This window comes from Photobacterium sp. HL06, assembly GCF_059552575.1.
The window spans coordinates 1,909,575-1,924,134 of sequence record NZ_CM183915.1; the positions used below are offsets into that span (position 1 = coordinate 1,909,575).

The window sequence follows — 14,560 nt, forward strand, 5'->3', positions numbered from 1 at the left end:
TTGGTTCCAGGTACAGAAGAGGAAAATACGTACAAAAAAAGCGCTGTCAGGTAACTGAGCAGCGCTTCCGTTATAGGGGGGAAATAGGAGGCTGGCTTATACGCCAGGCTCTTTAAATAGACGGCGGCAAGCTCGGCCGTCGCTATGGAATAAATGGCAGCGATGAGCCGGGATACCGAATTTGAAGCTATCTCCAGCTTCAACTTCTAGTGTATCAGGACGACGATAGATGAAGTCAGCGTCCATGTGTTCAAGGTGTAGATAAGCCTGAGTTTCATAGCCGAGTTTCTCGACAACTTGTACTTTGCCTTCGACACAAGCATCACCGTCTTCAGCTGTTACCAAGTGCTCTGGGCGAATACCCAGTGACATACGATCGCCTTTATTCACGGTTGTGCCGTCAACAGGGATCCAGAATGCATTTCCGTCAGCCATTTGAACCATGACTCGTTCATCTTCAACCTGCTCGATGAACACACTCATGAAGTTCATTTTTGGTGAGCCGATGAAGCCAGCGACGAAACGGTTTTGTGGGTAGTGGTATAGCTCAAGTGGCTTACCAACCTGAGAAACGTAACCGCCATCTAGAACGACAATTTTCTCAGCCATAGTCATTGCTTCGACCTGATCATGCGTTACGTAGACCATAGTGCAGCCGAGTTGCTTATGAAGCTTGGCAATTTCAATGCGCATCTGAACACGCAGTGCGGCATCAAGGTTAGATAGCGGTTCATCAAGCAGGAATACGTTAGGCTGGGATACTAACGTACGACCGATAGCTACACGCTGACGCTGGCCACCAGAAAGTGCTTTAGGCTGGCGATCGAGCAGGTGACCGAGCTGAAGGATATCTGCAGCGTGATCAACACGCTTTTTGATCTCATTCTTGTCTGCTTTTGCCAGCTTCATGCCAAAAGACATGTTGTCGAACAGATTTAAGTGCGGGTAAAGAGCATATGACTGGAACACCATGCCAACACCACGTTCAGAAGGTGGAACGTCATTCATACGTTCTTCGCCGATGTATAGGTCACCTGATGTGATATCTTCCAAGCCTGCGATGCAACGAAGAAGAGTCGATTTACCACAGCCTGATGGCCCTACAAATACAACGAATTCGCCTTCAGCAATATCGAGATCAACGTTCTTGGAAATCAGGTTATCTCCATATGCTTTACATACATTTCGTAAAGTGACACTCGCCATCGAGCCTATTCCTCTAAGTTTGTTGTTGCCTGCAAGGCATCAATTATACGGCATAGTATTCATGCCAGGCCTCACGGGTAAAGAATTTTTAGGTGTAGAGAAGAAAAAAATGGGTAGCGTTAATATCACCCAGGCAGTGGAATGAATGGCTACCCTGACCAAATCCGCCTTACTTACTTCCCCAAGAAGTAAAGCGGTGCTGTCGTTTCCAATAAATGTGGTTACTAAAAAGTCAAAACTGCGTAATGCAGAACAGTAAAAGCTTCTTCATCTACCCCATTGGGTATGTTGCTAATCTTACGTCACTGTCACCGTAATACATCATCCTTGAAAAGAATTTAAAAGGGGGATGAAGGGGGGAGGAGTGCTTGGATCACACTTTGATATTCCTGTTGCTGATGTGTTCTTTTAATCACAGTACTATGTGCGCTGTATCACAATCATGTGTCGTTTTTAGATCTGCGTCACTAAGCTGAACGACGCAGATCACGCTTTTAACTCTTAGGGATAGGGGGCGTAGGGCTCAGGATGATGCCGAGTGTTCATTACTGATGGATGATACAGACTGCAAATTGTGCTGCAGAGGAATTTCTGGAGCGCAACATATAACAATCATGAAGGATGTTAAAAATGAAGAAAGTCCTCAGCACTGTAGCTTTATGTACCCTTGCAGCCCTTGGCTCACTTAACGCACACGCCGCGATTGAAGAAGGTCAACTTACTATCTGGATCAATGGCGATAAAGGCTATAACGGCCTAGCAGAAGTGGGTAAGCAGTTTGAAGAAGACACGGGTGTAAAAGTCACTGTTGCTTTCCCTGATGGCCTATCTGAGAAATTCCCTCAGACAGCGGCTGCTGGTGATGGTCCAGATATCGTATTCTGGGCACACGACCGCTTTGGCGGCTACGCAAAATCAGGTCTACTGGCAGAAGTTAAGCCATCTAAAGAGCTAAAAGACAAAATTATTGATTTTACCTGGGATGCCGTGCAGTACGACGGTAAGTACATTGGTTATCCTGTTGCGGTTGAAGCACTTTCTCTGATTTATAACAAGGATCTTGTTCCACACCCACCTAAGAACTGGGAAGACGTTGAAGCGCTAGATAAAAAGCTTCAGAAAGATGGCAAGAAAGCTATCATGTGGAACCTAAAAGAACCGTATTTCACATGGCCATTACTGTCTGCTGACGGTGGCTACGCGTTCAAGTTCACCGCTGAAGGCTACGATGTGAAAGATGTTGGTGTGAACAGCGCTGGCGCGAAACGCGGCATGAACTTCATCAAGACTCTTGTTGATAAGAAAGTGATCTCGCCAGATATGGACTACAGCGTCTCTGAAGCTGAGTTCAACAAAGGTAATGTAGCGATGACTATCAACGGCCCATGGTCTTGGGGCAACGTTGAGAAGTCTGGCATCAACTACGGTGTTGCTGTTCTACCTAAGCTGAATGGCAGCCCTTCTAAGCCATTCGTCGGTATCCTGACTGCGGGTATTAGCTCTGCATCACCAAACCAAGATCTAGCCGTTGAATTCATTGAAAACTACCTACTGACTGACGAAGGTCTGGGTAAGGTTAACGATGATAAGCCACTTGGCGCGGTAGCTCTGAAATCATTCCAGAAGACACTAGACAAAGATGCACGCATTGCTGCCACTATGGATAACGCAATGAACGGTGAAATCATGCCTAACGTTCCTCAGATGGCAGCATTCTGGTACGCACAGGGTAATGCAATCAAGAATGTCGTTGATGGTCGTCAGGACATTGATGGTGCGCTAGATGAAGCCGCTGGTCACATGCTTAAGTAATACTTTTTACGGGGAGGGGTAACCTTCCCCATTTTATTGTCATTTTTTGCTAGCAAGGAGCTGAGATGCAGTCAGTTCAAGGTGCCGGACTTTTGGATGCACAACAAGAAAGTCCTAAATTTAATTATCGTAAGTGGCTGAAATGGTCGCTACTAGGCATGATCGGTGTTGTTAATGGTTATGCTACCGTATTGATGTATGCACAAGGTGAAATACCTTTTGCTCTTCTTACCGTTGTTCTAACAGCACTTGCTCTTTATATTTTCGGAAGTAAAAAAACTTACGCTCATCGTTACATCTTCCCTGGCGTTGCAGGGATGCTTATTTTCATTATTTTCCCATTGGTTTATACCATTGGACTGGCGTTTACCAACTACAGTGCCTCGAACCAGCTATCACTGGAGAGAGCACAGTCAGTGTTGGAGCAGCGTAGTTTCCAGTCGGGTGAAAGCTATGGTTTTGATCTCTACAAAGTAGAGAATGGCCACCAGCTGATTATTAAAGCGGATGGTGACCTACTAGCCTCTGATGTTTTCGACATTGCCAATACAACTTCGGATGCAATGAGCCTTCGTAAGGTTGACAGTGTTCAGGGTGACAAAGAGAAGATCAAAACGATTGTTAAGAACCGTGCGAACTTGACGAAAGTTGAGCTAGTGATGCCTGGTGGTCATGAAATTCGAATGAGTGGCCTACGTAAGTTTGCGGCTGATACGCCTCTGTTTACGCTTCAGGAAGACGGCCTGAGTATGATGAATAATCAAACTCAGCAGCTATACAAACCGAATATGGATGTTGGTTTCTACCAACCTGTCGACGCAGACGGTAACTTTGTTGATAAACCTATCTCTCCGGGATTTGCCGTGAGTGTTGGTACGGCTAACTTCGAACGAGTGATGACCGATGATGGTATTAAAGAACCTTTTATCGGTATCTTTATCTGGACTGTGGTTTTTGCCTTTTTAGCGGTCGCGTTAACACTGGCATTGGGTATGGTACTAGCGTGTCTCGTTCAGTGGGAGCCATTAAAAGGTAGCAGCATTTATCGCGTACTTCTCATTCTCCCTTACGCGGTACCAGCGTTTATTTCTATCTTGATATTCAAAGGCTTGTTTAACCAGAGCTTTGGTGAAATCAACTTGTTTCTTGAAGCCATATTCGGTATTAAACCATCGTGGTTCTCTGACCCAATCATGGCGCGTGTAATGGTTGTGTTGGTGAATACCTGGTTAGGTTTCCCTTACATGATGATTCTGTGTATGGGTCTACTGAAGTCTATTCCGTCTGATTTATACGAAGCGTCGGCTATTGATGGTGCGGGGCCGATTCAGAACTTCTTCACAATCACGCTTCCAATGTTGATCAAGCCGTTGACACCATTGCTTATTGCTAGCTTTGCATTCAACTTCAACAACTTTGTAATGATTCAGCTATTGACTGCGGGCGGCCCGAACATGGTGGGTACCTCAGAACCTGCTGGTTACACTGACTTGCTAGTAAGCTATACCTACCGTATCGCTTTCGAGGGTGGCGGTGGTCAAGACTTTGGTCTTGCTGGTGCAATCGCAACAATTATTTTCTTATTGGTGGGTGGTATGGCACTACTTAATCTTAGATTCACTAAGCTTGCACAAGACTAAGGAGAGACGTTATGGCTATGGTTCCATCAAAATCATTGAAATATAGAGTTTGGGCAACACATATCGGCTTGTGTCTTTTCTTATCAATGATTATCTTTCCGCTGTTAATGATTATTGCGATTTCATTCCGTGAAGGTAACTTCGCTGGTGGTGAGATAATTCCAACGAATCCAACATTGGATCACTGGCGTTTAGCTCTCGGCTTTGCTGTTACTAATAATGATGGCAGTATAACGCCACCACCATTCCCAGTTTTACTATGGCTATGGAACACGGTAAAAGTTGCAGGTATTACATCAATTATCATTGTTGCACTATCGACAACCAGTGCTTATGCGTTTGCCCGTATGCGCTTTAAAGGTAAAACCACAATCCTTAAAGGGATGATGATTTTCCAAATGTTCCCTGCAGTACTTGCACTGGTTGCTCTATATGCATTGTTTGACCGTTTAGGCCAATACATTCCATTTATGGGGCTGAATACGCATGGTGGTTTGATCTTTTCTTACTTGGGGGGGATCGCACTTCACGTATGGACCATTAAAGGTTACTTTGAAACGATTGATGTTTCACTGGAAGAAGCAGCAGCACTTGATGGTGCAACACCGTGGCAAGCATTCCGCTTTGTTCTGCTCCCATTATCAGTGCCAATTCTCGCGGTTGTTTTCATCCTGTCGTTCATCGGTCTGGTAGGAGAAGTACCAGTGGCATCGTTGCTATTAACGGATGTGAATAATTACACTCTAGCAGTCGGTATGCAGCAATATCTATACCCTCAGAACTATCTATGGGGCGATTTTGCGGCGGCAGCGGTACTATCAGCAGTACCTATTACTATCGTGTTCTTGCTTGCTCAGAGATTCCTGGTAGGTGGTTTGACTGCTGGTGGTGTGAAAGGTTAAGTAAACACACTGCTAAACAGAAAGGCTTGTCGATATGGCAAGCCTTTTTTAATGGGCAGAATATAAATACCTGGTCATTATCAGGGTTAAAATTACCAACTACAGCGATGAATGTTACCTGCATATAAAACACATAATCCTCAGAAATAAGCTTCTATAGACGTTTCTTGTTACGGCGTGCTGAATAGCACTTGATCGATACTGGAAGTCACTCTGAGGGGAATAGAATAATCGTTTGCCAACTGCTTTTTTTGTTTTAAAGCGATACATTGGCTGCTACTATGATTCCTATAAGGGATTTATTCTTCAGCCTTGATGAAACCACCCAGAGTGATTGGTTTTGATACTCTGGCTGAAAGGTTCCGCCGGAAGCTTGATTATCAACTGGGCTTTTGGCCATTAGATAAAATAACAATAAGGCCCATTCACTTATGGTGGGCTACTCCCAAGTACAGACCTTAACGCTGGTTTGGCCGCCGATCTGTTAGGGCTGCCTGTACTTAAACCTTATATTGGCGTTGCTGCATAGCTGGGCTTACTCTTCTGCTAGCAATAGGTGAAGATAAGTTTAATTGGTAACCAAAACCCGGTGATTTCACCGGGTTTTTTGTTTCTATCTTTGTTGGGGAGATTAATGAGTGGTCGCAATGTGTAGGTATGCTTTACTGACTCAAGCGATTCCGGCCAGATTTTTTGGCTTTGTACAGGGCTTCATCGGCCGCTTTCAGTACCGCGGCAGGGTTGTGGTCGGGGAAGCTGTCAGCAATACCTATGCTAACAGTCACTTTGACGGTTTCCTCTTTGGGTAATTGAGTGCGCATTTTGGCGCCTTTCTTATCGTTTAAAGGGCGGTCATCATACTGGCGGATACTCATCTCGTAATTGGCGATACCTTCCCTCAGCTGCTCAAGGTGTTCGATACACTGGCTATTTTCTTTACCTTTAAACAAGATGGTGAATTCCTCACCGCCATAACGAAAGACCTCAGCACCGCCTCTTACTTCTTGCATAAACTGGGCAACGAGCTTTAATACATCATCACCGGTTTTATGCCCGTATGTATCATTGAATTTCTTAAAGTGATCAACATCTAGCATTGCTAGGGTGTAGGTTCGGCCAAGATGTTTCAGCTCAGTTTCTAAGGCGCGGCGGCCGGGAATACCTGTTAACTGATCGACATACGCCAGCTCATGACTGCAGGTGATGAGGTTGAGCAAAAGCAGTACTGCGGCCACTGAAAATGCCGTAGAAGAAATGAAATCTTGGTGAAATGCACAGAAGGTGACACCGGCAAATAGCAGGCTAGTAAAGACTGCTTGATCATAGCCCTGATTACGCTTGAGTATTGCTGAACCGCAAGCCAGGCCAATACCAAGATAGAGCAGAATAAGTAATACCGGTAGGGGAGACAATTCAGGGAAAGCATAAAGATAGCTATCCCATAGATAGCCCAGATCTTTGTCTTCGAAGTGGTTTACAACCAAGACACCCCAGGCAAGCTGGCATCCGAGAAAGATTAAATAGCCAGTACCAAAGCGGGAAAACAGTCGTCGCTCAGGGAGAAGGTGAACCTGTAGTAGGTTCAACGGCAGTAGGGTTGCTAGCAAGACATAGATTATCCGGGTTTGATTATCAGAAAGCGGAGATTGCAGGTAGTTCTGAATAATGTAGAACGTCACCATCATCAGCAGGGCTGTTAGTGCCGTCTTGCCTTGACTGAATGGTTGGCTGAGCAGAATAACCAGGCTTAATAAGATGTAAGGCAGTACCAGCAATAGGCCACGGTAGGGGGCAAAGGTCGCCAAAACCGGCTCTAATGATATTATCATCACCACAGCGAGTAATAGCGGTAATCCGAAGCGAACTCCAGCGCTTCTAAATATTGCAAATGAAATTGATGGCATTACAACTTATTTCTCTATTCATGGCGCATCATTACGAATCTAGTGCATATTTCATCATTTGGTCAGAAAGACTGGCTCAGCGAACAAGTAACAGGATATGACCCTTTAAAGCTCTTTGAAGGGAGTATCTATCTACTCCCTTAATTTTATTTATCGTTAGTAACGCGGATTACTTGATAAGAAAAGGAAATAATTTTTTTATTTGTTCAGGTGACAAATTTTCCACACATTCAATATTCCGCCCTGGGATACCTTCGGGATCCGGGTAGTGCTTCAGCGCTTTTTCCATGCTGGCTTCACGGATCAAATGGAAGATAGGAAACGGAGAACGGTTGGTCAGGTTTTCGGCATCATTCGGCTGTGTGCCATAGAAGCAGTAGTCCGGATGAAAGCTTGCGATTTGATAGGTACCTTCTTTGCCCATTTGGATGATCAGGGCATCGACGAGATCAAGGAACTGGTTGTAGTCATCAAATGCCGCAAATAGGTTTGGCGCAACGACAAGTGTGGTCTCCAGCTCTTCAACGGAAGTTTCATCAAGCTGTTTAATTTCCTGGTAAATCTCTTCCAGTAGTTGCTCTTCGGCTGTTGCTTCACAGACATGGATTTTAATTTGTTTATTGCGATTTGGTTTGGCTGCGAACGGGCATAGGTTCAACCCGATGACAACGTCTTCTAACCATTGTTGAACTTGTTGAATAACGTCTGATTTTACTGCGTCTGACATTGCTGACTCGATGTACTACTTGAAATAATTATTGTTCTAAGAGTAACAATATTGAGCCAGAAAGAAAGCGAAAGGAAAGGTGGAGATAAAAAAAGGGCCAGCAATGGCTGACCCTTGATAATATTCGAACAAAGCAAATTACGCTTTTTCTTCCGTTGGCTGGCTGGCAGCAGCTCCTTCCGCGGTAGGGGCTGGGAACTCTTTTACTGGCTTGGCAACTAGCTGACGTGTAGTAGCACGGATTTCCGCTAGCTTAACCTCAAAAGAATCGCCTAATTGATACTCTTTGACTTTATCAATGTTGACGATGCCAAGATCACCGTTACATTCGATGCGTTGCTTATTATCTAAGATCAACGGGCCAGGAATAAATGCAGCCGCCCCATTTTCCAATAGGCGTACGCGCATACCGGCACGGTTGATGTCGAAAATTTCAGCGGTGAAGATTGTCTCTTCTTTTACGGCATCTTTCAGCAGGCGAATATATAGCCAGTCGGCAACATCACGTTCTGCCATACGGTGATGACGACGGTGGGTAGCGATCTCTTCGCCCACTGTTTCATCTGGGGTCTGTGTTGGTTCATTACCAGAAATAACGGCTTTCAGAAGACGGTGGTTAATCATGTCACCGTATTTACGGATCGGCGATGTCCACGTTGCGTATACATCAAGGCCCATCGCGTAATGAGGAGCTGGCGACTTGCCAACTTCACTATATGCCTGGAACTTGCGTAGGCGGTTGTCTAGGTAAGTGGTTTCCTGAGTGTTCAACCAACGGCGTAGGGCACTGAAGCCTTCCAGAGAAGTTAGTTGCTCTTTTTCAAATGGTGCTTCCGCGTTTTGCAGGAAGTCCATTGCTGTATCTAGCTTTTCTGGGTTGAAACCATTGTGGTAGTTGAATACACCCATTCCGAACTTATCTTGCAGTACGCGTCCGGCACAGATGTTTGCCGTGATCATCGCTTCTTCGATCATACGGTTCGCCGTACGGCGGGGATCCGAATGGATTGCGATAACGTCGTTATCTTCGCTAAGCTCGAAGCGGTAATCAGGGCGGTCTGGGAATACTACCGCATTGTTAGCTCGCCAGTCGCTACGCGCATTGGCAAACCCTAGCAACGCATTAACTTGCCCGGCGATTACATCGTTTGGTGCCCAGTTGTCACATTGGCCATTTTCAAGCAGGTCAGAGACATTGTCATAAGCCAAGCGTGCCTGTGATTTAATCCAGGCTGCGAAGAAGTTAATATCGTCTTGGATAACACCGTTTTTATCGACGGTGACTCGGCAACAGATGGTAGGACGTTTTTCATCTTCGATCAGCGAGCAAAGTTCATCACTTAGCTCACGTGGAAGCATCGGAATGTTTCGGCCTGGCAGGTAGATGGTAAAGCCACGCTGGCGTGCCTCATCATCCATTTTGTCACCCACAGCAATGTAAGATGTTGGATCGGCAATAGCAATGGTGATTTCAAAGCTGCCGTCATCATTGGCTACGGTATAGATAGCATCATCCATATCTTTGGTGGATTCACCATCGATAGTGATGAAAGGCAGATCGGTGAGATCCTGACGCTCAAGGCCTTCATCCAACATGTTCCAGCTTTCTTGAGGTGCTGGCTCTGCATTCGGTAGCTCATGACGGGCTAAAGTTACCCACCATGGTGCAATTTTGTCGTTGCTGTCTGTGATTTTTTCTTTGATTTCACAGAAGAAGGTTTTGTTGTCGCCAACTAATGGGTGGCGAGTCATGTTCGCAACAACCCAGTCGCCTTCTTTCAATAGCTCTGGATTAAGGCCTTTTACGGCACGAGCTTTTACTGCATCTTTAAGTTGTGGATGATCTGGAACAACATGCAGGCGATCGCGAATGAGTTTTACACGACCAATGAAGCGATTTACGAACTGTTCAACCAGTTCCTGAGGCTCAGCAACTTCACGCTCTTTCTCTGTACGAATCACAGCAACGACACGGTCACCGTGCATTACTTTTTTCATATAGGTTGGCGGAATGAAGAAGCTTTCTTTGTTGTCGGTTTCCAGGAACCCAAAGCCACGGTCTGTTGCTTTGATATTACCTTCCTTCTTAGGAAGGGTTTCCTGAATTTGTTTTTTAAGCTGTGCTAATAATGGATTGTCTTGAAACATTATGCCCGGTCTCAGATTGTGAACCGACACACTATAAGGCCTTCATGCACTAAAACCAAGCTCTATACCCACTAGAGAGCCTTCAAATTACCTATTCATCGCTATGTCTCAGACTGCTTCGGGCTCGATTTGTAGTCACGATGAGTACCCAGTGGGCCGTCAGTACGTTTATACGAAGAGCCCAATGCAACTAACAGACTGAAATTTGGGACAAAAGTGACAGCTTTACCTACATATAACAACTAATAAACTGATGCTTTATCTGTTCGCCCTGTTTTCGGTTGTAAGGGGTCACACTCTCAGAAATAGTGGTTACTACAACTACAAGTTTCTGGTAAACAAGATAATTATCATTGATAAAAAAGATGTGCTCAGCACACAGGTCAGTTCTGGAGGTTAGGTAAAAGATGGTTGCATGTTTGAAAGATGAATTTAATCGGTTAGTAGATTTGTTGGCGCGCCAGGCAAACATGGAGCGTTGGTGTCACTGCTTGTTATCAGTTTTAAGAAAGGAATTAAAACTGAGTTACATTACTTTAATGGTGGAACAAAACCATGAGACAAGGGTGTTATCGAGTTTGGTCTCGGATGATTTCAAATACTATAGCAACACACTCACTTTAGATGACTATAACGGTGTACCAACAGGCCTACTAGAGCAAGCCAAAAAAGGTGGCCAGTATGTCAGGGCGTATGTTGATAAACCTTATAAAGCGATTTGGCGAGGAGGCGATGATGCTTGGTGCCAATTGCTTTTGCCAATAACAATGCATAACTCTAATGTCGGTTATATTTACGCTGAGACTCAAAATCCTGTCTATTTTGAAGCAAACTTTGAGCAGGTTGAAAACCTGTTACTGTTGTTGGCATCTGATATTAGCGCCAGGGTGTTAAGACAAGAAGTTATTGATCACCATTTAACAAGGCGCAGTGTGGAAGCTGAGCTGGAGATCCGCAATCACTCGATAAACGAATATTTGTCTTTATTGAGAAACCTCCATGAGGTGACGCTGAATTTGTCAAAAGCGAGTGATCTTGATCAGCTTTACCGCAATGCCGTCTTTCTTGGGCGGACACACCTCGGTATTGATCGGATGGCAATATTCTTAACTGATTTTGAAAAGAATAAAATGCAAGGCACTTACGGTACCGATCCGCAAGGTAACCTGGTGCAGCGTACTGAATTTACGAGCACGATCCCTGATCACCCGTTGGTGCATGAGGCGCTGAGCCGGAAAGATCATGTTGTCGTTAAAGAAAATGCCCCTCTCTACTATGGGACTAACCAAGTAGGAACGGGATGGAATGCGATGATTGCGATGTGGAATGGTAATGAGTGTATTGGCTGGCTTGCGGCAGATAATCTGATAAACCAACGTATGCTCACCGATCACCAGAAAGAGATCCTCAAATTATTTGGCGCCGCCTTGGGTCAGCAAATCGTTATCAAGCGGAACCACGATCAGCTGACTAGTTTGAATGCCGAGTTGGAAGAGCATGTCCTGAAGAGAACCCGAGAGCTGCAAGAAACTAACCGCGCGCTAGGAGATGCCAACCAGCGCCTAGAGTTGTGGTCGATGCAGGATGGACTGACCGGAGTCGCTAACCGTCGCTTCTTTGATCTGACCTTAGATCGCTATTGGCAAAAAGCGAAGATAAAGCAGGTGCCACTCAGTTTGATTATGATCGATGTGGACCACTTTAAGGCATTTAATGATACATATGGTCACCTGGAAGGAGATAATTGTTTAAAGAAAATAGCCAGCGCGCTGGAAAAAATAGTGAAACCGTATCAAAAGTCACTCTTTACCCGGTATGGAGGTGAAGAATTTGCCTGCTTATTACCAAAAGTAGATGCGCAAACCGCGGCGTCAATCGCGACAGAGCTGCAGGCTTGTATTTGCCAGTTGGCGCTAACCCATGAAACAGTTGAGGAAGGGAAGGTAACGATCAGCCTAGGTTGTCAGACAATAATTCCAAATGTCGATGCTGGCTTAGAAAAGTTAATCGAAGGGGCTGATAGGGCTCTTTATATGGCAAAGAAGTATGGAAGAAATCAGTATTATCAATGGGATGATCAAAAGAAACAGCCTAAATAATGTGAAACATGTTCAAGTGACAAGCTTATTGTTTAATAAATAGGTGTTTGAAAGTTAATTTGTGACAACGCTCAATTTTTTCTGGCATTTTATCGAGTAATGGCGCACAATGCGCGCCTCAAAGTCGAGGCCCATGCTTGTGGTTGCTGTTGCAGAACTCTTAAAGCAGAAGGGGCCCCGTTTTACTTTAGATTACATATTGGGATCCCAATGCAAGAATCTGTTACAGAATTTCGCCAGTTAGATCTGGCCGACACACTACTATCCGCACTTGACTCAATGGGCTTCGTTGCGCCTACCCCTATCCAGGCGGCGTCTATTCCTCTACTGCTTACAGGTGCAGATGCACTTGGTAAGGCACAGACTGGTACTGGTAAAACGGCTGCGTTTTCACTACCTGTTCTGAACAAAGTAGACCTTTCTCAGCATAAGCCTCAGGCTATCGTTATGGCTCCAACACGTGAGCTAGCGATTCAGGTTGCTGCAGAAATCAAAGTTCTTGGTCAAAATATCAAGGGACTTAAAGTTTTAGAAATCTACGGTGGTGCCTCTATCGTTGATCAAATGCGTGCACTTAAAAATGGTGCACACATTGTTGTTGGTACTCCTGGTCGTGTTAAAGACCTTATTTCACGTGATCGTTTGCACCTTGATGAAGTTGGTACGTTTGTACTAGATGAAGCAGATGAAATGCTGAAAATGGGCTTCGTTGACGATGTAACGTGGATCATGGAACAAGCGCCAGCATCTGCACAGCGCGTATTGTTCTCGGCAACTATGCCTCCAATCGTTAAGCAAATCGTTGACCGTTTCCTACGTAACCCTGAGCGCATTGACGTTGCTGGCGAAAACCGCACGGTTTCTCAAGTAGAGCAGCAGTTCTGGGTTGTTAAAGGTGTAGAGAAAGACGAAGCAATGAGCCGTCTTCTTGAAACTGAAGAAACTGATGCGTCAATCGTATTCGTACGTACGCGTCAAGATACCGAGCGTCTAGCTGATTGGTTATCGTCTCGTGGCTTTAAAGCTGCTGCACTTCACGGTGATATTCCTCAGTCTCTACGTGAGCGTACTGTTGATCACATCAAACGTGGTGTTATCGATATTCTAGTTGCAACTGACGTTGTTGCTCGTGGTCTTGATGTGCCACGTATTACACACGTATTCAACTACGATATCCCATTCGATGTAGAATCATACATCCACCGTATCGGCCGTACAGGTCGTGCTGGACGTACAGGTAAAGCGATCCTATTGGTTCGTACTAACCAAATTCGTATGCTTCGCACTATCGAGCGTGTAACGAAGTCTCGCATGGAAGAGATTCAGCTTCCAAACCGTGATCTTGTTGCTGCATCGCGTTTGAACCGTCTTGGTGAAGAATTAGCGGCTCAAAAAGAGCAAACAAATGTTGAAGCATTTGTTGAGCTTGTTGAAAAGCTACAAGAATCTATCGAAGTAGATGCGGCAACACTTGCTGCAATGCTGCTTCAACGCCAGCAGGGTAACCGTCCATTGTTCTACAAAGGCCCGGACCCAATGATCGCTGCTATCGAGCGTGAAAAGCAACGTCGTGAGCGTCGTGGTAACGACCGTGAGCGTGGTGGTGAGCGCGGTGAACGTCGCGAGCGTCGTTCATACAGCAACGCTGACTGGGATACTTACCAGCTGCAGGTTGGTCGTGAGCAAGGTGTTCAGGTTAAAGATATCGTTGGTGCAATTGCAAACGAACTTGGCCTAAGCAAAGAGTTCATCGGTGCAATTAAACTTGCTCCATCACATACTTTTGTTCAACTTCCTAAGAAGATGACAGCAGAAGTTGCGGCACAGCTAAAGAAATTGCGCATCCGTCAGAACGATGTAAAAGCTGTTGTTGTTGAAGGTGAAGTACTTCGTGAGCACCGTGGTGGTAACCGCGATGGTAACCGCGATGGTAACCGTGGTGGCTACCGTGGCAACCGCGATGGCAACCGTGAAGGTGGTCGTGGTCGTCGTGACGGCGAGCGTCGTTTCGACCGCAACCGTGGCGGTGACAACCGTGGTAGTTACCGTGGTGAACGTAACCATGGTTCAGACCGTCCACGTCGTGAAAGCAAGCCTCGTCAAGACGCTTAATCACTGCGTA

Annotated in this window: 9 protein-coding genes; 5 read left to right on the forward strand and 4 right to left on the reverse strand. The window is 45.4% G+C overall.

What is annotated here, in order from left to right:
• Positions 1-96: 96 nt before the first annotated feature.
• On the reverse strand, positions 97-1,206 hold the full coding sequence (gene malK / locus AC51G0_RS26535) for a maltose/maltodextrin ABC transporter ATP-binding protein MalK (protein ID WP_496302564.1): 1,110 nt from the start codon (positions 1,204-1,206) through the stop codon (positions 97-99).
• A 630-nt stretch (positions 1,207-1,836) separates the two neighbouring features.
• Between malK and malE the strand changes: the two genes are divergently transcribed.
• The 3 genes from malE to malG all read left to right on the forward strand — a co-directional run bounded on the left by malE (position 1,837) and on the right by malG (position 5,560).
• Positions 1,837-3,018 (forward strand): maltose/maltodextrin ABC transporter substrate-binding protein MalE, encoded by a 1,182-nt coding sequence (gene malE / locus AC51G0_RS26540; RefSeq protein ID WP_496302565.1) that lies wholly within the window; start codon positions 1,837-1,839, stop codon positions 3,016-3,018.
• Positions 3,019-3,083: 65 nt separating this feature from the next.
• Complete coding sequence (malF, locus tag AC51G0_RS26545; protein ID WP_496302566.1) at positions 3,084-4,658, forward strand: maltose ABC transporter permease MalF; 1,575 nt, start codon at positions 3,084-3,086, stop codon at positions 4,656-4,658.
• Positions 4,659-4,669: 11 nt separating this feature from the next.
• Entirely contained in the window at positions 4,670-5,560 is an 891-nt protein-coding gene (gene malG / locus AC51G0_RS26550) for a maltose ABC transporter permease MalG (protein ID WP_496302567.1), read from the forward strand.
• Between the two features lie 662 nt (positions 5,561-6,222).
• Here malG and AC51G0_RS26555 read toward each other — a convergent pair.
• The 3 genes from AC51G0_RS26555 to AC51G0_RS26565 all read right to left on the reverse strand — a co-directional run bounded on the left by AC51G0_RS26555 (position 6,223) and on the right by AC51G0_RS26565 (position 10,339).
• The gene (locus tag AC51G0_RS26555; RefSeq protein WP_496302568.1) at positions 6,223-7,389 is read right to left on the reverse strand and encodes a GGDEF domain-containing protein; all 1,167 of its coding nucleotides are present in this window, start codon (positions 7,387-7,389) and stop codon (positions 6,223-6,225) included.
• Between the two features lie 244 nt (positions 7,390-7,633).
• Positions 7,634-8,191, reverse strand: a complete 558-nt coding sequence (locus tag AC51G0_RS26560; RefSeq protein WP_496302569.1) for a DUF1415 domain-containing protein — start codon at positions 8,189-8,191, stop codon at positions 7,634-7,636.
• Between the two features lie 138 nt (positions 8,192-8,329).
• The gene (locus tag AC51G0_RS26565; RefSeq protein WP_496302570.1) at positions 8,330-10,339 is read right to left on the reverse strand and encodes an exoribonuclease II; all 2,010 of its coding nucleotides are present in this window, start codon (positions 10,337-10,339) and stop codon (positions 8,330-8,332) included.
• Between the two features lie 566 nt (positions 10,340-10,905).
• Between AC51G0_RS26565 and AC51G0_RS26570 the strand changes: the two genes are divergently transcribed.
• Together AC51G0_RS26570 and AC51G0_RS26575 are read left to right on the forward strand one after the other, a co-directional pair.
• On the forward strand, positions 10,906-12,438 hold the full coding sequence (locus tag AC51G0_RS26570; protein WP_496302571.1) for a sensor domain-containing diguanylate cyclase: 1,533 nt from the start codon (positions 10,906-10,908) through the stop codon (positions 12,436-12,438).
• Positions 12,439-12,648: 210 nt separating this feature from the next.
• Positions 12,649-14,550, forward strand: a complete 1,902-nt coding sequence (locus tag AC51G0_RS26575; protein ID WP_496302572.1) for a DEAD/DEAH box helicase — start codon at positions 12,649-12,651, stop codon at positions 14,548-14,550.
• Positions 14,551-14,560: the final 10 nt, after the last annotated feature.